General features: G+C 50.5%; 18 protein-coding genes and 1 CRISPR repeat array. Of the genes, 6 read left to right on the forward strand and 12 right to left on the reverse strand.

Going from position 1 to position 19,868, the window contains the following annotated elements; all coding sequences use genetic code 11:
- Nucleotides 1–15 precede the first annotated feature (15 nt).
- The 6 genes from BJQ97_RS10075 to BJQ97_RS10095 form a co-directional block, all read right to left on the reverse strand.
- Complete coding sequence (locus BJQ97_RS10075; RefSeq protein ID WP_160156463.1) at nt 16–1,332, reverse strand: purine-cytosine permease family protein; 1,317 nt, start codon at nt 1,330–1,332, stop codon at nt 16–18.
- A gap of 74 nt (nt 1,333–1,406) precedes the next feature.
- Nucleotides 1,407–2,477: a hydantoinase/oxoprolinase family protein gene (locus BJQ97_RS10080; protein WP_328718214.1), complete on the reverse strand. Its 1,071-nt coding sequence runs from the start codon at nt 2,475–2,477 to the stop codon at nt 1,407–1,409.
- Nucleotides 2,456–2,797: a hydantoinase/oxoprolinase N-terminal domain-containing protein gene (locus tag BJQ97_RS18070; protein ID WP_328718216.1), complete on the reverse strand. Its 342-nt coding sequence runs from the start codon at nt 2,795–2,797 to the stop codon at nt 2,456–2,458. The genes BJQ97_RS10080 and BJQ97_RS18070 overlap by 22 nt, the downstream gene beginning before the upstream one ends.
- Before the next feature lie 3 nt (nt 2,798–2,800).
- Nucleotides 2,801–3,916 (reverse strand): S-methyl thiohydantoin desulfurase family protein, encoded by a 1,116-nt coding sequence (locus BJQ97_RS10085; protein ID WP_160156464.1) that lies wholly within the window; start codon nt 3,914–3,916, stop codon nt 2,801–2,803.
- A 216-nt stretch (nt 3,917–4,132) separates the two neighbouring features.
- Complete coding sequence (locus BJQ97_RS10090; protein WP_160156465.1) at nt 4,133–5,536, reverse strand: sigma-54 interaction domain-containing protein; 1,404 nt, start codon at nt 5,534–5,536, stop codon at nt 4,133–4,135.
- 222 nt (nt 5,537–5,758) lie between these two features.
- A complete protein-coding gene (locus BJQ97_RS10095) occupies nt 5,759–7,417 on the reverse strand; it encodes an IS1634 family transposase (protein ID WP_160156466.1) in 1,659 nt (552 codons plus the stop codon).
- Nucleotides 7,418–7,559: 142 nt separating this feature from the next.
- A CRISPR array of direct repeats spans nt 7,560–8,174; the repeat unit is 29 nt; unit sequence CTTTAAATCCCTCTCCGTTCAGATAAAAC.
- A 164-nt stretch (nt 8,175–8,338) separates the two neighbouring features.
- On the opposite strand from BJQ97_RS10095, the gene istA reads away from it, so the two are divergent.
- Nucleotides 8,339–9,868 carry an IS21 family transposase gene (gene istA, locus BJQ97_RS10100; protein WP_160156467.1) on the forward strand — a complete coding sequence of 510 codons (1,530 nt, stop codon included), beginning with the start codon at nt 8,339–8,341 and terminating at the stop codon, nt 9,866–9,868.
- Complete coding sequence (gene istB, locus BJQ97_RS10105) at nt 9,840–10,592, forward strand: IS21-like element helper ATPase IstB (protein ID WP_160156363.1); 753 nt, start codon at nt 9,840–9,842, stop codon at nt 10,590–10,592. Before istA ends, istB begins: the two co-directional genes overlap by 29 nt.
- On the opposite strand, the gene BJQ97_RS10110 is transcribed toward istB, so the two are convergent.
- From BJQ97_RS10110 to BJQ97_RS10120, 3 genes are read right to left on the reverse strand one after another with little or no spacing between them, the layout of a single operon-like run.
- Nucleotides 10,516–11,253: an ABC transporter permease gene (locus BJQ97_RS10110; RefSeq protein WP_236567366.1), complete on the reverse strand. Its 738-nt coding sequence runs from the start codon at nt 11,251–11,253 to the stop codon at nt 10,516–10,518. The genes istB and BJQ97_RS10110 overlap by 77 nt on opposite strands.
- 2 nt (nt 11,254–11,255) lie before the next feature.
- Entirely contained in the window at nt 11,256–12,029 is a 774-nt protein-coding gene (locus BJQ97_RS10115) for an ABC transporter permease (protein WP_160156468.1), read from the reverse strand.
- Nucleotides 12,026–12,997, reverse strand: a complete 972-nt coding sequence (locus BJQ97_RS10120) for an ABC transporter ATP-binding protein (protein ID WP_160157597.1) — start codon at nt 12,995–12,997, stop codon at nt 12,026–12,028. Before BJQ97_RS10120 ends, BJQ97_RS10115 begins: the two co-directional genes overlap by 4 nt.
- A gap of 161 nt (nt 12,998–13,158) precedes the next feature.
- Between BJQ97_RS10120 and BJQ97_RS10125 the strand changes: the two genes are divergently transcribed.
- Nucleotides 13,159–13,524 (forward strand): hypothetical protein, encoded by a 366-nt coding sequence (locus BJQ97_RS10125; RefSeq protein ID WP_160156469.1) that lies wholly within the window; start codon nt 13,159–13,161, stop codon nt 13,522–13,524.
- 254 nt (nt 13,525–13,778) lie between these two features.
- Here the strand turns inward: BJQ97_RS10125 and BJQ97_RS17935 are convergent, their stop codons facing one another.
- The 3 genes from BJQ97_RS17935 to BJQ97_RS10135 form a co-directional block, all read right to left on the reverse strand.
- The gene (locus tag BJQ97_RS17935) at nt 13,779–14,318 is read right to left on the reverse strand and encodes an IS630 family transposase (protein ID WP_268892780.1); all 540 of its coding nucleotides are present in this window, start codon (nt 14,316–14,318) and stop codon (nt 13,779–13,781) included.
- The gene (locus BJQ97_RS17940) at nt 14,315–14,845 is read right to left on the reverse strand and encodes an IS630 family transposase (protein WP_201451656.1); all 531 of its coding nucleotides are present in this window, start codon (nt 14,843–14,845) and stop codon (nt 14,315–14,317) included. The genes BJQ97_RS17935 and BJQ97_RS17940 overlap by 4 nt, the downstream gene beginning before the upstream one ends.
- Before the next feature lie 223 nt (nt 14,846–15,068).
- Complete coding sequence (locus tag BJQ97_RS10135; RefSeq protein WP_201451729.1) at nt 15,069–17,057, reverse strand: acetoacetate--CoA ligase; 1,989 nt, start codon at nt 17,055–17,057, stop codon at nt 15,069–15,071.
- Between the two features lie 237 nt (nt 17,058–17,294).
- On the opposite strand from BJQ97_RS10135, the gene BJQ97_RS10140 reads away from it, so the two are divergent.
- The 3 genes from BJQ97_RS10140 to BJQ97_RS10150 are packed head-to-tail and all read left to right on the forward strand — an operon-like array spanning nt 17,295 to nt 19,639.
- A complete protein-coding gene (locus BJQ97_RS10140; RefSeq protein ID WP_160156471.1) occupies nt 17,295–17,549 on the forward strand; it encodes a FeoA family protein in 255 nt (84 codons plus the stop codon).
- Nucleotides 17,542–18,276: a FeoB small GTPase domain-containing protein gene (locus tag BJQ97_RS10145; RefSeq protein WP_160156472.1), complete on the forward strand. Its 735-nt coding sequence runs from the start codon at nt 17,542–17,544 to the stop codon at nt 18,274–18,276. The genes BJQ97_RS10140 and BJQ97_RS10145 overlap by 8 nt, the downstream gene beginning before the upstream one ends.
- On the forward strand, nt 18,245–19,639 hold the full coding sequence (locus BJQ97_RS10150; protein WP_160156473.1) for a nucleoside recognition domain-containing protein: 1,395 nt from the start codon (nt 18,245–18,247) through the stop codon (nt 19,637–19,639). Before BJQ97_RS10145 ends, BJQ97_RS10150 begins: the two co-directional genes overlap by 32 nt.
- Nucleotides 19,640–19,868 lie beyond the last annotated feature (229 nt).

Below are 19,868 nucleotides of genomic sequence, written 5' to 3' on the forward strand. Positions count from 1 at the left end.
GTTTCTCTCCCCTCTTTAGTGAATATTTTCGTTTGTTTCCAAGTTGCTTTGCTTCGACATATGGAACATTTTCATCCCAATCCAATACACAATGGCACTGACCAGCAAAGAGTTTAACGAAGGGATTCCAAACTGGATGAAATACCCGGCGAAAAAGCCTAACGCCCACGCGATCAAAGTGATTGGATTAATCGACTCGGCATCTTCCGGCAATCGACCTTGCATTCTGCTTTCATCCAGTCGTTTTCTTCCTCTTTTCAGAATAAAATAGTCTACCACCATGATCCCGGCGATTGGCGGAATCCAAACTCCCAAGAAAACGAGGAAGTTTTGAAATTTTTCGAGAATTCCCATAACAGAGAGCACCGTTCCGATGACTCCGATGATAAATGTTATCCACCCCCTGTTGATTTTTTTGTTAAAGACAGAATCAATCAAGTTGGATAAGCCTAAAGAAGCGGAATAAAGATTCAGATCGTTAATCTTTACCGTCGCAAAAATCACAATCGCTGCGCCAAGCCAGCCAGCTGTTTGCAGCACAATGGTTACGACATCGTCGCTTCCAACTGCGTGCGCCATCAACACGGCGACCATGTTAACCCCCAGCTCCCCAACGAACGTGCCGATTAAAGTCATCCAAAACACATCTTTACCGTTGCGGCAATACCGGCTCATATCCGGCGTGATGACCGCCCCGATCATAAACCCTCCGGCCACCATCGTAGCGGCGACGCCAAGGGAAAGATCCGGCCCGGGATGAGGAGAATGGATTAATTCGGCTACCGAGTGATCGCGCAACACTTGATAGATCCCGTATCCGATGACCGCCAGGAAACCGGGAACCGCAATTTTTGCTGTCCAGCTTAGCCATTTAAACCCAAAAATTACAATCTCTGTGACAAACAATCCGGTTAACGTCGCTGCTAAAGGAAATCCCAGCGCTCCGTTCAGCGCTTCATCAATCCCTTTGGCAAACACCGCGTTTTGGATGCCAAACCACCCAATTAGTCCAATCGAAATGACAGCGCCGATAATGCTGGATCCGTACCTACCAAAGCCTGTCCAACGCGCCAATAAACTCGTGGATAGCCCTTCTCTTGCTCCTGCGATTCCCATCAATAAACTGACGATCTCCAGCACCACGCTTCCGAGCATCGTCGCCCAAAAAGCTTCCCAAAATGTCATTCCGTAGCCTAATGCGGCTCCAAGCATAAATTGCGATAATGCCGTTAGCGCCCCGATTCTTACTAAAAGCACTTCCCACATTGGCAGGCGTGCTTCCGCCGGAACCCGGGAAAGCGAAAAATCATCCGTCAACATTTTCCCTGCCATTGATTCTCCCTCCTTCATTGGAAAAAGTGTCTGGATTTGTTGTTGACTAAGAATAAATCTCACATAATTACAACCTACATTCCCCCTTTCGAAGAAAGCGATAATGTGCCGATGACCTTGACTCTTACTCTTAATGCCTTGCTCGGGACATAAGCCAAAGGGATGGTTTTCGCATCTTGGATGGCAACTGTTTTAGGATTCGCCCCGGCGCTTATCGCCATATGTGTCGCTTCGTCGATCGCCGAATGTAGCATTTCATTTGGGTTAAAAGGATCCATCCAAATCATCCGGTCGATATATCCGCTCACCGGGGCAACGCAAGCTCCGATGGCATTCGCGTATTGATGGTAGTCGGGGACAATGACATCCGCCCATGGATAATGAAAACGTTCGGCCAGTTGTTGCCCGCCGCCTCCGACAAAAATGATGGGAAGCGGCTCGTACCGTGGCTGGAACCGCTGAATGGCTTGATACAATTTTTCGAGAAATTCCTCGTTGCCAAGCTGCTCTTGCTGAAAAGGGAGCGAAACAATATCAGGCATCGGGACGTTGACACGCACACCATCGATGAGCTGGTTCCGCCTTTTTTCTTTCGGGAATCCGTTTTCTAGCAATGCGACATGAACGGAAGAGCCGCCAACGTCCACGACGACGCCGTTTTTTAATCCGGTCAGAAAGGAGGAACCAAGCAAACTGTTGGTGATTCCCGACCATAACGTTCGTATCGGGTAGCGTAGCGCATATTCATAAGACATAAGCGATCCATCATTTTGCGTAAAATAAATATCGCAATTGATTCCAAAATGTTTAAACATGAACTGCAATCCATTCAGCGCGCAGTCCATCGCTTTGGATAATAACGCGTTAATGATGGACGCGTTTTCCCGTTCGATAAACCCGATACTTCCAATTTCGTGAGACAAAGTGACCGGAATTTCCGTTCCGACTAGGCTGCGAATGTGACTTGCGACCATGTTTTCATGTTCTGGATTCACCAGCGAAAACGTTCCTGTAATCACAATCGCCTCAACGGTTTCTTTGGCGCGCAAGCGAGAAAAAAACTGATCGATTAGCGAATAATCCATCGTTCCTAAAGGTTTTCCCGTTACTTCGTGCCCCCCGTCTATCTCCAAATGATTTGGCATAACGTAACGGCGAAGTGAATCATTGCCTTCAAATAACGGGGGACTGCGTTTTTTCCGCTTCCTATGCGGATTACGCAAACACTGGCGAGATTTTCTTTTTTCCTTAATGCTTGTAAACAATGGGTCGTCCCGATCATGACAGCGGCAATATCCTTTGGGTTCGTTTTTTTGCGACCGATGATTTCTGTCAAAACATCGCAGATGCCCGACACAATATCGGGAGAAGTAGGTTTTTTCACCGTTTGCACAACTTGCGAATGGTGGTCAAGCAAAACGGCGTCGGTATTCGTTTCGCCCACATCGATTCCCAACCGGTACATCTCCTATCCCTCGTTATCATTTGGTTTTATTCTTTCTTCCATCGGAATAAAATGTTCCGCTATGCCAAATTGCGCAGGCCCCACTACATCAAGCATTTTTGCGGTTTGCAGCAAGAATGGGCCTGGGATTGCGATCACCCATACTTTCACGTGATTTTCCAGTTCTTCAACGGGCAAAGGGTAGCCCGTTTCTTCATCAAGCACGCAAATCAAATCCGGTACGGTCACTAAAGTGGCGGCATCTTTTTGGATCAATAAATATTCGTTGTGAAAGAAAACTGATAAATATTCGCCAACATATGATCCGCTTCCTTCCACAATGAGCGAGCCTTTCAGCATTCCTTCGATGATATTTCTTTGCAAATCGACAATTTTGCCTTCGATCAGCTTGACTGGTTTTCCGTAGATAGATGTTTGAAAGACTTTTTGCATTTTTTCCATTACATCGTGAACGTCGATTGCGGCGGATAGGGCTTCGCCAAGCCGTATAGTTAACGTATACGTTTGGAGAATGCCCGCTTCTCTTATTTGCCATCCTTGCATCGGATAGCAAGCGATCGCCGCCCACCCTCCTAAACTGGTGACAAGATTTCGCGCTTGCTTTTCGATTTCTGTGTTTTCGTCTGATAAAAGGAGATACGTTTTGTCGGGATGATTCGAAATAACGGCGGGGCTCGCTTTCATCCCAAAGCCGTGATATGTCGTCATTTGTAGCTCTGGAAACGCTCGCCCCATGCCATCAGCGTTCAGCAGTGGAAGATTGGTCAACGCGGCGGTAATGACCGGAGATAGGGCATTCATTCCGCCAATTTCGAGACCTGCAATTGCTGATGCTGCTATGTTTTTTTCTTTTTCGATCGTTTCCACCACCTTCTTTAGCTCATTTCCCGACGGAAGATGTTCGCTGAAAATGGTCGTTGAACCCATGATGGCTACCGGTATCACCCATGCTTCATCTGGAAAATGGAACGGGGATATGAGAGGGACAGGCCCATTCTCTCTAATGACCCGTTTGGCCATCAGCTCCGTCAACTTGACGTCTCCCCCGCCGCCTGAACCTAAATACATCGCTCCTTGCGAAAGAGCAGAAACGGTTTTTTCGTCAATGTATCGTTTCATTGTTTCCTCCTGCATAATTAAAATGCAAATATCGTGCCAACATTTTAAAGTGGAAAACCATAAATTTTCTGACTTATTAATGGAATAAGTTACAATAATTAGAATATACGGAAAACTTATTAACTATCTCCGCTTGTTTAAAATCAAGTATTATCTCTGTATTTCTCTTAAATTCTCGATTTTTCGCATAATTCCTCATAATTCTCATTTTGAGAATTAGCACCGGCGTTTCATCTTTTCTAATTTCCGGTAAAGGGTGGCTAAGCTAATCCCCAACGCTTCGGCCGCTTTTCGTTTTCCTTCCGTGTTGGTGCCAAATCGTTGCAATGCTTGGATGATCAGCTGTTCTTCCATTTCATTTACCCTGTACAGCGACTTGGAGAGATGATGGAATGTTTGTGACTCTTGTTTTTCTTCCGCCATATCGCGATTTTCATTTTCGGACATTTCTCGTATCGGTGCCGGCAGGCTACTGACGGTGACAAGATCGCCGATTTCCAAGTTGACGATATACTCCACCATATTTTCTAATTCCCGGATGTTTCCGGGCCAATGGTAATCAAATATTTTTTTAAAGGCTTGGGAGGAGAAACGTTTCGGTTCTTTTCCGAAACGTTTGCAAAATTTGTTCATGTAGTATTGGATTAACTCGTATAAATCCTCTTTTCTTTCCCGCAAAGGAGGGACGTAAAGCGGAATGACGTTTAAACGAAAGTATAAGTCCTCGCGAAATTGGTTGTTGGCGATCATAGATTCTAAATCTTTGTGAGTAGCCGCTATAATCCTTACGTCCACCTCTATCGCTTTTGTGCCCCCGACTCTCTCAATGCGCCGTTCCTGCAAAACGCGCAGCAATTTAGCCTGCAAATATAAAGGCATGTCGCCTATTTCGTCAAGAAATAACGTTCCTCCCTTCGCCAATTCAAAGCGTCCCGGCTTCCCGCCTTTTTTGGCTCCAGTAAACGCGCCTTCTTCATATCCGAACAATTCGCTTTCAAGAAGCGATTCTGGTATGGCGGCGCAATTGATCGCCACAAACGGGCCTTTATTTCTATGGCTTAAGCGATGAATGGATTGCGCCAGCACTTCCTTTCCCGTTCCGCTTTCTCCCCGGATCAGCACCGTTGATTCGCTTTTAGCAATTTTCACAACTTGTTCTTTTAATGCGGCAATGGCCGGGCTTGACCCGATGATGTCATCCAATGAAAATCGCGTTCCATAGCGGAGCGATTTTTCCTGTTCTTGGCGCAATGCCGGCTTGGTGAAAAATAAAATTGCCCCTTCCACTTGCGCATCGACGAGCAATGGATGCAACCGGCAGGAAAAGTCGAGACGGGCGCCTTTGGCATTAATCACATTTACAGCAAGATTGGTCACCGGTTTTCCTTGCTTGATATATTTAGAAAGTGATTCTGATTGAACGAACTCCGTGACATGTTTGTCGATCATGATGATTTGGGAACGTCCTAAAATTTGCTCCGCTGCGGAATTTGTATGAACGATATGTCCTTTTGCATCGACAACCAAGACGGGATCTGTGATAAACGATAAAAGCCCCTCAATTTCCCTAAGCAGTTTCAGGCGTTCTTGTCTTGCTCTCTCCAAATCTCGCTCGTTCATGTTTATCACCTCTCAGATAAAGGTTCGTGTTGAATATTGTCTTTGGTTAATTTTTATCAATTTTTTCAATCATTCATATTGGTGTGTTTATATCTCACATTTCGCACCCTAACAGGGTAGAAAGAAAGGATTTTTTATTTGGTTTTTCAGAATAACTTTTCGACCAACACGACGAGCGATGGCAATCCTTTTTTTTACCATCGCTGGTCGTTCCGTATCACGTTACACGTAGATGCTCTCATCCATGCCCAATCCCTGCAGAATCCTTCGCTGATCCGGGGTAAGGGAGCGATCCAGTGCGCGTTGGATGCGCCCATCCGGCAGCTCCAGCAGGACGACGTTCACATATTGAAACAGCTGAAAAATCGCCTGTCCCGTTGGACGGGTCAGCTTGCGGCCTCCAGCGCCCTTTAACCGGCGTTCCGGTGTGATGAATTGACGCACTCGGCGCTGGAAGACACGGTAAATCGCCAAGGCCAACAGAAACAAATAGCCCAATACGGCAACCCGCTCTGGCTTTTTGACATCAATCTCATCCGTGAAAAAAGGGTCTTTCAAAAAAGCGAAGTTCATTTCCACGGAGATCTGCCCTTTATATAGCTTCAAGATCTCTTGGGCATCCATTTGTTGGCCCTTCCATTCCTTCGGAACGGTCGTCACGAGGACAAACCGGGACGCTTTCCGTTTCGCCTGTTCCCACGCGTCTTGGTCGAATTCGACGTCAAGGCGCAGGAGATGCAGCGTCTCCATCTCGGGTTCCGCCCCTTTTTTCGGCCGTCCGCGCCGTTTTTTCAGACGCACGATCTCTTCGACGACGGCCTCGACCCGATGGAACCGGGGACGGAGGGAGGCCTTCAGGGATGCTAAGGCTTGTTCGGCGTCTTCGCGGCAGGAGAATGGGTGACGCTCCCAACGGATTTGTTCCTCGCGAAGAAGCTCCGCTTCTTTGGCTCGTTCTTTTTCAAGCGTCTTTCCTTTTCGCTGGTCGAGCGCGCTCGATTCGACGACGATCAGCTGAACCGGATGGCCTTCATACGTTGATGTCGTTTCCCATACCCGGTACGTGGCGCCGTTTCTCTCCGCCAGCGCAAAGGGATCGCTCCACGGGATGTGGGCCGAATCGGCCTCGGCCAATGCTCGTTTCACGATCCGGAGCGACGAAGGGCCTCTCGTGATCAAAAAGGCGTTGGCGGCTTTCGTTTGCGCCAAGGTCTCTTTCGTCATCGCAGCGGAATCGGCCACATAAATCCATTCGTCTTCGATCTTGGCTTGTTTGAGCTGTTCATGGACTCGCGACAGCACCTCTGGATTCCACGTTTTGTCAGGCAGGTTGCCGTCGTGCACATCGCCGTAAAACGGGATGCCGTCCTCGTTGCCGACCAGTCCGAAACCGATCTGTTTTTGCCAACGATGATGGAGGTTGTAACCATGTATGATCTGTAAGGCTTCTAACGAGGCCGATTCATAGGCGCCGTAAACGGTCTTGTCCGTCGCATCGGCGTGAAAGGCTCGGAGAGGAAGGCCTTCTTTCCGGTAAATCTGAATCAAGCAAGCGCTGATGACGTTGTGAATGCCAGCCTCGTACAGACGGTCGAGGTGACGGGCCAACGCATCGTCATTCAACCAGGAAGGATGGAGCCCGGAACGGATGAGTTTCTCCAGATCGATCCCCTGAGCCCATCGTTCCAGGTGAACGAGGGCTTGCCGGCCGTCAAACATATTGTAGAGGATGGCCTGAACGGCATCGCTGGTTCGAGTCTGGCACTGTGGATCAACGGGAACGAGATGGTCAATCAATGGGGGAAGGCCCAGTTCCTTGACTAGAGCACTTATGATATTCAAATAAGAATTGCGATAGACCGCTTTGACTTGCACATCCATGAGAGAAAAACTCCTTTACGTTCCTTGTGTGTCAAGGATTCATTCGACGATGGGCGCAAAAAATCCTCCCGATTTTCGTTGAGAGGGTGCGAAATGTGAGTAAAACATCAGTTCTGTAATGGTATCTTAATTGGTTAAAACTCTTTAAATCCCTCTCCGTTCAGATAAAACTTTATGCCGTCTCTAAGTCAAAAAAATTCAGCAGACTTTAAATCCCTCTCCGTTCAGATAAAACGTAGTGATTGTGTCGAACAAGGTGTTAGCATCTCGTGCTTTAAATCCCTCTCCGTTCAGATAAAACGATATGATTTGGTTTGATCCCAAATGCCGCGGCAATTCTTTAAATCCCTCTCCGTTCAGATAAAACCCGGGGGATGGAGCCATCAGCACTCCCACGCTTGACGACCTTTAAATCCCTCTCCGTTCAGATAAAACTCGTCACAGCTAACCTCCCCTTTTCTGTTTTTTGACTTTAAATCCCTCTCCGTTCAGATAAAACAGCTTCCGCCAGGCGTTTGCGCCACTCTCGCAGCCTTTAAATCCCTCTCCGTTCAGATAAAACGCTGATTCGTTTTGCTTGTGTCGTCATGTTCATCATTCTTTAAATCCCTCTCCGTTCAGATAAAACGGTTCAAATTCACGAGGAATGCCGAACGCCAGCCCTCTTTAAATCCCTCTCCGTTCAGATAAAACGTGAATCGATACAAACGCACGCATATCATTGCTCCCTTTAAATCCCTCTCCGTTCAGATAAAACCTCAATATCCTGCATCTTGACGTGTTTAGTGCAAAATAAAAATACAGAGTTCTGCAACGAAACGTGCAGAGCCTAAGGCAAAGAAAAAAGGCTTGCCAGCCCCTAACATTTCCTCTACTGTGGAAGTTGTGAACACATAAACCAAACAGTGGAGGAGCGAAAGGATGCTGGCAATGCCCGAAATGAATCGTATCAGAAAACTGCGTGAAAAGAAAGGGTTATCGATTGCGGAAATTTCCCGCGAAACGGGATATAACTGGAGAACGGTCAAGAAATACGCGGATGGCGGCATTTCTGTCCAACCAACCATCAAACGCAAAAAGGGGATGATGGAGGAAGAAGGATACGGGCAAATCATTGATGACTGGTTGGAGGAGGATGCCAAGCTGCCGAGAAAACAACGGCGAACGAACAAGACGATGTTTGAAGCGCTTTGTCGTGACCATGGATTTCAAGGCTCGTATCGCACCGTTTGCGCGTACGTGCAAAAACGAAGACCGCAGCTCAAACTCGAGAAAGAACAGCGCTATGAACGACTTGAGCACCCGCCAGGCGAGGCGCAGGTGGATTTCGGGAAGATGACGGTGGTGACGAAGGAGGGGAAGGAAGAAGAACGATCGGTTTTGATCGTAAGCTTCCCGTATAGCAACGCTGCGTTTGCTTATCCGCTGCCGGCGGAAAACAGTGAATGCTTCCTCCATGGGTTGACGCAGCTGTTTCGTCAGGCTGGGGGAGTGCCAAAGGCATTGCGCATTGACAATTTGTCCGCGGCCATCGTGTCGATTCGAAAAGGGGGAGAACGCCAATTCACCGAGGCTTTTGAGAAATTTCAACTCTACTATCGGTTTGATGTACAAGTGTGCAATCCATACAGCGGACATGAGAAAGGAAATGCGGAGCGAAAAGTCTATTACACTCGCAACCTTTGTTTCGTCCCGGCTCCGTTGATCGAGTCGGATCCGGAGCTGGTGGAGTGGTTGCATCGCAAGATGGTCGAGGACCGAAACCGCCCTCATTATGAAAAGGGGCGGTTGATAGAGGAGCTATGGCAGGAAGAGCGGCCGGAGCTGTTGGCGTTGCCGGAACAAGATTTTCCGATCTTCTCCCTCGATCACGCTTACGTGAATAAGTACGGAGAAGTGATGGTGGATGGGAAGGCGTTCGTCGTCCATGGCCTGTCCGTCCCCAACCGGGTATTGGTGAAAAAAGAGTGGGATCGTTTCTTTGTGCTCTCTCCTGACGGAGGCATACATCTTGAGATGCCAAGGCCGTATACGAACGTGAAACGCGAGATCCCTTGGAAAGAGATTTTCGCTGAGTGGGAGACCAAACCCCAGGTTGTCGGGCATTCCCGATACGGGGCGTACTTGCCGGAAGCGATCCGAACGTATCTGGCTGGCACCCCGCCCCAGGTGGCGGCCCGTTTGAAAGGGCTGCGAGCGCTGTTGGATCGTTGCACGCTTTATGAAATCGCCCAGTGGCTCGATGAGAACCAGCGATGGGACTTGGCTCCTCATGAAATCGGGGTGTTGATGGAAGCCGAGCAATCCCATTACCCGGCCAAGTGGAAAGAATCGTACACCCCTTCCGTCCTGATCGACTATGAAACGGACTTAACGGTGTATGATCAACGTCTTCATCCTGTTCGGGAAGGGGTGTCCAGGGATGAGAGCAGAGGTGAAAGAGATTTGTAAAGCGCTGCATTTGGCCTATATCGCGGATCGATTGGAGGAGGTGATGTTCGAAACGAAAGAGCAGTTTTTGCGGGATGTATTGGCGCTGGAGCTGTCGTGCCGCCAGCAGGCGAAACAGGCCCGGCTGATCAAGAAAGCCAAGTTTCGGGAGTTGAAATGGCTGAAGGATTACGAATGGTCGGATCACATCCACTGGCCGACCACGACATCGAAGAAGGAATTGTGTGACCTTCGCTTTTTGGAGCGAAAGCAAAACGTTCTGCTTTTAGGCTCGCCCGGGACAGGAAAAACCCATCTCGCCACAGCGCTCGGCATCCAGGCGTGCCAACAAGGCCATGAGGTTCGGTTTTTCCGCGTCGCGGATCTCGTCGCCCAGCTGGAAGAGGCATTGAAAAATGGCACGCTCGGGCGGCTGAAACGAAGCATCGATGCGTGCGAACTGTTGATATTGGATGAACTCGGCTATGTGCCGTTTCAAAAGCAAGGATCGGAGCTGTTGTTTCATATTATCGCCGACTGTTATGAGCGAAAAAGCGTCATCGTGACGTCGAATCTGGAATTTGGACAGTGGAATCGGGTGTTTGGGGACAACCGCTTGACAGCTGCGCTGGTGGATCGCTTGGTTCACCATGCCCACATCCTGGCCTTTACGGGAGAGAGCTATCGACTGCGGAACGCTCTCTCCGCGATCCAGCCGTCCTCTTCCCCCGGTCTGGAACCTTAAGTCTTGAGCTGGCAAGCCTATGTATTTTTTCTTGCACTTCTCTGCATTTTTTGCTTGCAAAAAACAGGTACATGCTGCCGGGGAAGCGGGCCGTATCAAAAAACGAATCGAAAATAAACGACAAATCGTCGATCCGCACGACCCAAAACGACGTCGTCATAAGCATCATCCATAGCGAGTAAATAAGCAAAAGAGAAGCGGCCATCACGATGAGAAACATGAATACGTCCGCCGCCGACGGCACATAGCGCTCGACATACAAGCCGTATCCGATGACGCCAAGGCCGAGCGCAACATCGATGAGCCGCCAAAAAACAAGATGGCGGAAGCTGACGTAAAACATGCTGTCGACCGGCTTCGTCAACACGTAATCGAGCGTGCCGCGCCGGACGTGCTCAAGCAGTCTTGGCATGTTCGGGCGGAGGGCAAAATCGATGAACCCGCGCAGCGCATTAAAGACACCGAGCAGCACAAGCACTTCCCCATACGTCCAGCCGCCTAAGCGGTCCGTCTGGTAAAAAAAGATATGGACGGTCAACAGCGCAACCGCGATGCCGAAAAAGCTGGCGATGAAATTGCCAAAAAACTCGCTCCGGTATTCCATTTCCTCGACCAAACAAGCGCGGAAAAACTCGCGGAACACTCGTCCGTATCGTCGCATGTTCACCCACCTACCGCCTGATTTTTTCGCATTCCCGCCTTCCACAGCCATTGCAAAGCGGCAATCAAGGCAATCATCCACCCGGCAGCGATCGCAAAACCGCGCGCCACCTCTCCTCCATCCGCCGCCCCAGTGGCGATTTCAATTGGAAAACTGATCATATAGCGGAACGGCAGCCACTCACTCCATTCGCGAAGCTGCGGCGGAAGCATTTCCAGCGGTGCAATCCGCCCCGACAAAAACAAGGAAATGACGTCGATCACGCCGTACACAGCCGCCACCTTTGTCACCCAAAACGCGAGCAGCCCGCACGAGTAGCTAAGCAAAAAGCGGAGCGCCGCTCCCAACACCACCGCCAGCAAAAACAACACCACCTGGCTTCCCGTCATATGCGGGCGAAGCGCTGGCCAAAATACCGCCGCCGCCACCCAGACAGGCACTAAAATGACGGCAAACAGCCATTTATAAATGATGTTCTCCGCGATCGCCCAATGAATGGGATGAAGCGGCCGCAGCAACAAGTTCGAAAACGTCCCTTCGCGAATTTCGCGGTCCAGCTCCCATACATCCCACGCGCTCGTCATCCGCTCGACGAAAATGACCGCCATAAAGTAGAAAACGAACGACTCGCTCTCTTCTGGATGAATGTTCATCCAGACAAACATCGTAATGAGGGGCTGCGCAACGGCGCCCGTCATCCAGACGAACGTCGCCAAGCGGTATGCAAGCATTTCTATATATTTCATCCGCAACAGGGCGATATATTTGCGAATCATACACTCTCCTCCTGAAACGCGCGCGTAATCACTTCCTCAAGCGGCGGGTCTTCAATATTGATGTCGCGGACATCAAACCGCTCCAAAAGCCGCGCCGCGGCCTCCGCCGCCGCCTCGCGCGCCACCCTGAGCACAATCGTCCCTTCTTCGATTTCCGCCACTTCGCCGTACTCGCTCCAATCGACATTCGGCAGCCGCGAAAACCGAACCTCCAGCCGCTTGTACGGCGCCAACTTCTCCGTCAGCACCGCAAGATCCCCGTCGTAAATGAGCCGCCCATAGTTGATGATCATCACCCGGTCGCAAAGCGCCGCGACATCCCCCATATAGTGCGACGTCAACAAAATCGTCGTTTCATGTTCCCGATTGTAATCAACGATAAAGCGGCGCACGTTTTCTTGCGTATGAACGTCCAGCCCGATCGTCGGCTCATCCAAAAACAACACGTTCGGCCGATGCAAAAGAGCCGCCGCCAGCTCGCAACGCATCCGCTGGCCAAGGGACAAGCTGCGAGTCGGTTTGTCCAATAGCGGCGCCAAATCCAGCAGCTCGGTGAGCTCATCGAGCGTCTGGCGGAACGACCGATCGTCGATGTCATAAATCGCTTTATTGACCAAAAACGTCTCCATCGGCGGAATGTCCCAAATGAGCTGGCTTTTTTGTCCCATCACCAAACTCATCATTTTTTTAAACTCCCGCTTTTGCTCAAACGGCACAAACCCGCCGACCGTAATCTCCCCTGATGTCGGATGCAACAACCCAGCCAACATTTTCATCGTCGTCGTTTTCCCCGCCCCGTTCGGGCCCAAAAAGCCGACAATCTCCCCTTTTTCAATCGTAAACGAAACGTCTTTCACCGCCTCAATGACGCGGTAGTCGCGCCGCCATAAACTGCGCGCCGCCTCAAGCCATCCCGCTTCGCGGCGATAGACGCGGAACGATTTATGCAAATGGCTGACACGGATCACCATGTTCATCCCCCAGTATGTGCATGCTGTTGACATTCCTTTGTTATATCACATTCGAAGGACGGGCCGCAAAGAAAAAATTTTCGTCATTTTTCCTCTATGGTTTCCTTCTTTTGTCATGTATAATAGAAAAAGAATCGAACCGGAAAGGAGATTGTCGAATGGGAACCATCTCAAATGAAATGATTTGGCAAGCCATTAAAGAACTCGCCGATCAGCTCCAACAGACAAACGAACAAGTCGGACAGCTTAGCAAACAGATGCGGCAAACGAACGAGCAAGTACAGCAGCTCGGCGGACAAGTGCAGCAATTGAACAAACAAGTGGAGCAAACCCATGTGCAAGTCGAGCAACTCACCAAACAAGTGCAGCAAACCAATGAACAACTCAGCCAATTAAGCCAGCAAGTATCCGACATGGACAAACGGCTCAACGACGTCGCCAACGGCCAAAAAATTTTGGTCGAAGAGCTGTTTGAAAGCAAGAAGGAGATCAAGCGGATCAAGACGGCGTTGAATATGTATTAGACGTCAGTTCGAGCTAATTTCGTTGACTTCCTCAGCGTTTACCAACCAACATTCCTCTGCTCATCGTCATCCTAACACTTCCAGCCATCGTTGCCGTGAAAGAAGCCCGAAAGGTTCCCCTAAACGAGCCTTTCGGGCTTTCTACTATGTGAATCTCGCTTCATCATCGCCAATCTCTTTCACCATCGTCCGCTTCTGCATCACCGATGGATTTCCAAACTATATAAATGCACCTTGAAAAGTTAACTTTTCGATTACGCGGCACACCCCAAGCGCCGCAACACTTCCTCCGGGCGTTCCTGAATGTAATGAGCAAATCGTTGAACCGCTTGCAGGATCTCGTGGCGGTCTTTGTGAAAGGCGTTGGCGATCACCGTATCCTTCAGCCATTTCCACAAACGCTCGATCGGGTTGAGCTGCGGCGAGTAGGGCGGCAGATACAGGAAATGAAAACATTGTCCTTCTTCTCGCAAAAAGTCCTTCACCATTCGAGCGTGATGAATCCGGGCATTGTCCAAGACGAGCGCAATCATCCGGTTGGGATGCCGCTCTTTGAGCAGGCGCAAGAAATCCAAGAACGTCGTGGCGTTGGCGGCTTCTGCTTGGTGAAGCACGGTGTCCCCATCGTGGACGTTCACGGCGCCAAATACCGAAACATGGGCATGATGGCCGAATGTCGGCACACGTTTTTGACGGCCGACCTCGGACCAAGTGGATCGCAAGACATGATAAGAGCGGATATGCGTTTCATCGATGTACAGAAGAACGGCATCTTCTGTCTCCTTGGTGATCAAGTTTTTTTTATCAAATCCATTTGCTTTTCAAATTGCTTTTGCTCATCCGGATTCCCTTTCGCCAGCGTGTACGTAGGGCGAGTCCATGACAGACCTTGACGGTGCAGGAGTTTTCGCAGCGCTTCACGGGAAAGCCAAACACCAAAGTGCTTTTCGACATAGGATTGCAGGAGTTTGGTGTTCCACGCCGAAGCGACGTCCCAGCCCAGTTCCGCGGGAGTGGTGGTCAACACAAGCTGTTTGATCTCTTCCTGCTGTTCTTCGGTGAGAAACGGCTCCCGTCCGGGGGCGAAATCCCGATGAAGCAAGAGCTCCAGACCGCCTTCGTTGAACAGCGACACATAATGGGAAACGGTTTGTCGGCACACGTTGACCATGGAGGCCGCCTCTTTGCCCAAATAACCTTCCATGACCAAACGAACCGCCATCACCCGTTGGCGAAGAAGCGCGTTTTTGATTTTCCGTTCCTGTTTGCGAAGCGTCCGTGGCGTCCATCCGTGATCATGGGTGATGTTGAGACGTTTCATGAATGATCCCGCTCCTTTTCCATAGGTTTCCTTAGGAACAGGATAACCGGAGTGTGCACCGGTTATACGAAGGTTAACTTTTTAATGAGCATGTATATAGGCCAGCCCACTTGCTTTCTTCCCTCATCTGATTCTTTTCATTATAATCACTCATACGCAGAAAGGTTGTTATTAAGAGTCGTCACTTAATAACAACCTTTCGCACGTTTCAGGAAAAGGGCTTTCAGCTTATCTGCGTCTTTGCCCCCAGCGTCTTCGCCAGCTCGAGGAAAAAGTCGAGCGCCTCCGGATTGGCCATCGAGCCCGGGTTGACCGCCTTTTCGAGCGGGAAGCCAAGGAGCAGCTTCCGGATCGGAATCTCCATTTTCTTGCCGTTTAACGTTTTCGGAATTTGCTTCACTTCGTAAATTTCATCTGGAACAAAGCGCGGCGAAACGTGTTGCCGAATCGACTGGCGGATGCGCTCTTTCAACTCGTCATCAAGCACCGCGCCCGGTTTGAGAACGACAAAGAGCGGCATGAACGATTGTTTTCCCATCATTTCCAAATCGATGATAAGGCTTTCAAGCACCTCATCGACGGCTTCGACCGCGCGGTAAATTTCACTTGTGCCCATGCGGACGCCGGCGCGGTTGATCGTCGAGTCGGAACGGCCGTAAATGACGCAGCCGCCTTGTTCGTCAATTTTAATCCAGTCGCCGTGCTTCCAGACGCCCGGGTATGTGTCAAAATAGCTGTTCCGATACCGTTCGCCGTCCGGGTCGTTCCAGAAAAAGAGCGGCATCGACGGCATCGGCTTCGTGATGACGAGCTCGCCGACCTCGTTCACGAGCGGCTGGCCGTTTTCATCAAACGCCTGCACATCCGCGCCCAGCGCGCGGCACGAGAGGACGCCGGCGCGCACCGGCAAAATGGGGGAGCCCACGACAAACGCCGTACACACATCCGTTCCCCCGCTGCATGACGCTAGGCAAATGTCGTCTTTGACGTTTTCATACACCCAGGCAAACCCTTCAACCGTGAGCGGCGAACCGGTCGAAAGCACGGCTTTGAGCTTCGATAAGTCATATTGCTCTTTCGGCTTCAGGCCGAGCTTCATGCAGATGTTGATAAACGCCGCGCTCGTGCCAAAATGGGTGATGCCTGCTTTCTCCGCAAGATCCCATAAGACATTGCCATCCGGGTACGTCGGGCTGCCGTCATAAAGCACAATGGTCGAGCCGGCAAGCAACCCGCCGATCAAAAAGTTCCACATCATCCACCCGGTCGTTGTAAACCAGAAAAACGCGCTGTCTTTCGTCAAGTTTTCCGCAATCGTGAGCGCTTTCAAATGCTCAAGCAAAATGCCGCCATGCCCTTGGACGATCGGCTTCGGCAATCCGGTCGTGCCCGAGGAGTATAAAATCCAAAGCGGGTGATCAAATGGAACGTCTTCATAGACGAGCTCCGCTTTGTCCGCCACGACATCATCCCACAGCACGACGCCCTCATCCGGAGCTTCCATCTGCCCTCGCCAATACGGAAGCAGCACCGTCTTTTTCAATGACGGCAATTTGGTGCGCAATTCCGATACGACCGGCATTTTGTCAAACTCTTTGCCGTTGTATTGGCAGCCGTCAACCGCAAACAACACGGTCGGCTCGATTTGTGCGAACCGGTCGATGACGCTGCCGGCGCCAAAATCCGGCGAGCAGCTTGACCAAATGGCGCCGATCGAGGCGCAGGCCAAAAATGCCATCACTGTTTCCGGAATGTTCGGCATATAGGCGACGACGCGATCGCCGCGCTTCACTCCCATCGCTCGCAATGCTTTGGCGATCGCCGCCGTTTTTTCGCCGAGCTCCTGCCATGAAACTTCCCGGTACGGCACGCGTTCCGAGCGGAAAACGATGGCCGGGCGGTCAGCGCGCGCATGCCGGAAAATATGTTTCGCATAGTTGAGCGTGGCGCCTGGAAACCATTCCGCCCCCGGCATCTTCCGCTCCCGCAGCACACATTCATACGGTGTCGCCGCCTGCACGCCGCCATATTCCCAAACCGTTTCCCAAAATTCTTCAAGATGTTCAACCGACCATGTCCATAGCTCGCGATACGAATCAAATGACAGCCCCTTTTTTTCTTTCAGCCAGTCCATATACCGCCGAATGTTCGATTGCCGGATTTGCTCCTCCGTCGGCTGCCAAAGAATCGTCCCTTCCGTAATCGCTTTCATTTCATCGTGCGTCACTAGACGCCGTCACCGCCTTTCTGCCGATAGTTTGTTCAGACTATTCATATGATAACATGATTTCCTTCTATTTTGAATAGTTGTCGGTTCGACAACTCTGTCAGAAAACGATGAAACAAATTCGTTGACAACAGCGAGGCAAATGGAATATGATAAACACAAAAGTTGGTCTAAGCAAAAAAAATGTCTTTAGTAAAAAATATTAACCGGAGGGAAACTTTTATGGCACAAACAAAATACTGCCGCCTCTCCGATACGAAACCAGGCGATCGATTTCGCATCGAAAAGGTTGATGTTCCTGATCCTGTGTTAAAAAGGCGGTTGCTTGATTTGGGATTTGTACCCGGCGGGGAAGTGAAGGTTGGACAAAGAAGCCCGCTTGGCGACCCGACCGCCTATCGCGTTTGTGGAACGACGATCGCATTAAGGAAAGAAGAAAGTGACTATATTTACGGGGAGAAGATCCACCATGACTGATATGACGTATACGATTGCCTTAATGGGAAATCCGAACACCGGAAAAAGCACGTTGTTTAACGTCTTAACCGGCCTGCGCCAGCATACCGGCAACTGGCCGGGAAAAACGGTCACCCATGCGGAAGGAGAATGCCGCCACCGCGGCGCATTGTACCGGATCGTCGACTTGCCGGGAACGTATTCGCTCTATTCCAATTCAGCCGATGAAGAGGTGGCGCGTGATTTTCTTCTGTTTGAACGTCCTGACGTCACGGTCGTTGTTGTCGACGCTACGGCATTAGAACGCAACCTAAATCTGGCGCTTCAAGTATTGGAAATGACAGACCGCGTCATTGTCGCCGTCAATTTGATGGATGAAGCGAAAAAGAAAGGCATTCATATCAATACAAAAAAATTAGCCGCCAAACTCGGCGTGCCGGTCGTGCCGATCTCGGCCCGCAATCGGGAAGGAATCGATGCGCTGCTTGATACAGTGGATGCCATGGCGCATGGCCGCATCAACACCAACCCGCTTTCCATCCGGTACAGCCCGGAAATCGAACGAGGCATTGCCAAACTTCTTCCACTCGTGAAAGACGTAATGGGAGACACGTATCCTGCTCGCTGGATCGCTCTTCGTCTCCTTGACGGCGATTCATCGCTGCTTCAAGCGCTGAAGCAGCCGCCGCAACCATTGATCAAGGAGGGGAACGCGTATGCCTGCTGCGGATCCATCAAATCGGTTTGACCGCTTAATGGAAGAAGCGGCGTCACTGGCGCCGGACAATGTACGCGAGCAAATCGTTGCCGCCATCTTTCAAACATCGGCTGAGCTTTATCGGGAATGTGTCAATCACACGAAGAGCGTGAAACGCGACCGAACGGAACAGATTGACCGGATCGTCACATCGAAGCGGTGGGGATTTCCAATTATGCTGGCGCTGCTCGCCGCTGTCCTTTACATGACGATCGCCGGCGCCAACGTATTTTCCGATTCGCTCGCCCGCTTGTTCGGGACGATCGAAACGTATCTCACCATGGCGTTTCAAGCGATTCACGCCCCCGACTGGCTGCACGGCCTCATCGTGCTTGGCTTGTATCGCGGCACGGCTTGGGTCGTCAGCGTGATGCTGCCGCCGATGGCGATTTTCTTTCCCGTATTCGCTTTGCTCGAAAATTATGGCTACTTGCCGCGTGTCGCCTTTAACATGGATCGCTTGTTTAAAAAAGCGGGGGCGCATGGCAAACAATCGCTGACGATGGCCATGGGCTTCGGCTGCAACGCGGCGGCCATCATGTCGACGCGCATTATCGAATCACCGCGCGAACGGATGATCGCCATTTTGACCAACAACTTCGTCCCCTGCAATGGACGTTGGCCAACGCTGATCCTGCTTTCTTCCTTATTTATGGCGGCCGGTTATACAGGCGGATGGAACACGTTCGTGACAGCGGGTGTGGTCGTTGCCATGGTGTTGTTTGGCATCATCGTCACGTTAACCGTCTCGTGGATTCTATCCAAGACAGCCTTGCGCGGCATTCCGACCCATTACACGCTAGAGCTGCCGCCGTATCGGCGCCCGAAGATCATGGAGACGATCATCCGGGCCACCCTCGACAAATCACTCTATGTGCTGAAACGGGCGGTAACGGTTGCGGCGCCGGCTGGCATTGTGACATGGATCCTCGGCAATATTCACGTGGGAGATGCGACCGTGCTGGCGTATGTAGCCGACTGGCTTGACCCGTTTGCCAAAGCATTCGGATTGGATGGCTACATTTTGATGGCGTTCATTTTAGGATTGCCAGCCAATGAAATTGTCGTGCCGATTTTGCTGATGGGCTATTTATCCGCGGGGGCGCTCACTGAAGTCGATGGCCTGCATTCTCTAAAACAAATTTTGCTCGACCACGGCTGGACGTGGCTCACCGCCCTCAATATGATGTTGTTTTCCCTGCTTCACTACCCATGCGGCACGACGCTCGTCAACATTTACAAAGAAACGAAAAGCGCGAAATGGACATTCGTCGCCTTTGCCTTGCCAACAGCAATTGCCATGGCGGTCACCTTTACGACCGCGCAGCTGGCGAGATGGTCGGGGCTTATTTGATCTCCTGGCTTAACAGGCTGTCCCGCCCCGAACTTTCTCCTCTCTCGTCTTCTATTCCAAGGGAAAAGGGTTTATAAGATAAGTATATAGATGCAGTTTGAAGCTTCCACATTTGTAGCTTGTTTTTTGCAAAGAAAAGATACAGAGCTTTGCAAGGAAAAGTTCCATGGGCAACGTTTTGCCCTCCACCCGGGCATGAAAATCACCCTTGAAGGCGCACGCATTTTCA

The organism is Geobacillus sp. TFV-3, assembly GCF_009901865.1.
In the GTDB taxonomy this organism is placed as follows: domain Bacteria; phylum Bacillota; class Bacilli; order Bacillales; family Anoxybacillaceae; genus Geobacillus; species Geobacillus thermoleovorans_A.

Coding starts and splice junctions, on each gene's coding strand:
- istA (WP_160156467.1), top strand. CDS start 8,339: ATGCTGGCAATGCCCGAAATGAATCGTATCAGAAAACTGCGTGAAAAG.
- BJQ97_RS10075 (WP_160156463.1), bottom strand. CDS start 1,332: ATGGCAGGGAAAATGTTGACGGATGATTTTTCGCTTTCCCGGGTTCCG.
- istB (WP_160156363.1), top strand. CDS start 9,840: ATGAGAGCAGAGGTGAAAGAGATTTGTAAAGCGCTGCATTTGGCCTAT.
- BJQ97_RS10090 (WP_160156465.1), bottom strand. CDS start 5,536: ATGAACGAGCGAGATTTGGAGAGAGCAAGACAAGAACGCCTGAAACTG.
- BJQ97_RS18070 (WP_328718216.1), bottom strand. CDS start 2,797: ATGTACCGGTTGGGAATCGATGTGGGCGAAACGAATACCGACGCCGTT.
- BJQ97_RS10135 (WP_201451729.1), bottom strand. CDS start 17,057: ATGAAAGCGATTACGGAAGGGACGATTCTTTGGCAGCCGACGGAGGAG.
- BJQ97_RS17940 (WP_201451656.1), bottom strand. CDS start 14,845: ATGAAACGTCTCAACATCACCCATGATCACGGATGGACGCCACGGACG.
- BJQ97_RS10125 (WP_160156469.1), top strand. CDS start 13,159: ATGGGAACCATCTCAAATGAAATGATTTGGCAAGCCATTAAAGAACTC.
- BJQ97_RS10140 (WP_160156471.1), top strand. CDS start 17,295: ATGGCACAAACAAAATACTGCCGCCTCTCCGATACGAAACCAGGCGAT.
- BJQ97_RS10085 (WP_160156464.1), bottom strand. CDS start 3,916: ATGAAACGATACATTGACGAAAAAACCGTTTCTGCTCTTTCGCAAGGA.
- BJQ97_RS10145 (WP_160156472.1), top strand. CDS start 17,542: ATGACTGATATGACGTATACGATTGCCTTAATGGGAAATCCGAACACC.
- BJQ97_RS10080 (WP_328718214.1), bottom strand. CDS start 2,477: ATGCCAAATCATTTGGAGATAGACGGGGGGCACGAAGTAACGGGAAAA.
- BJQ97_RS10115 (WP_160156468.1), bottom strand. CDS start 12,029: ATGATTCGCAAATATATCGCCCTGTTGCGGATGAAATATATAGAAATG.
- BJQ97_RS10095 (WP_160156466.1), bottom strand. CDS start 7,417: ATGGATGTGCAAGTCAAAGCGGTCTATCGCAATTCTTATTTGAATATC.
- BJQ97_RS10110 (WP_236567366.1), bottom strand. CDS start 11,253: ATGCGACGATACGGACGAGTGTTCCGCGAGTTTTTCCGCGCTTGTTTG.
- BJQ97_RS10150 (WP_160156473.1), top strand. CDS start 18,245: ATGCCTGCTGCGGATCCATCAAATCGGTTTGACCGCTTAATGGAAGAA.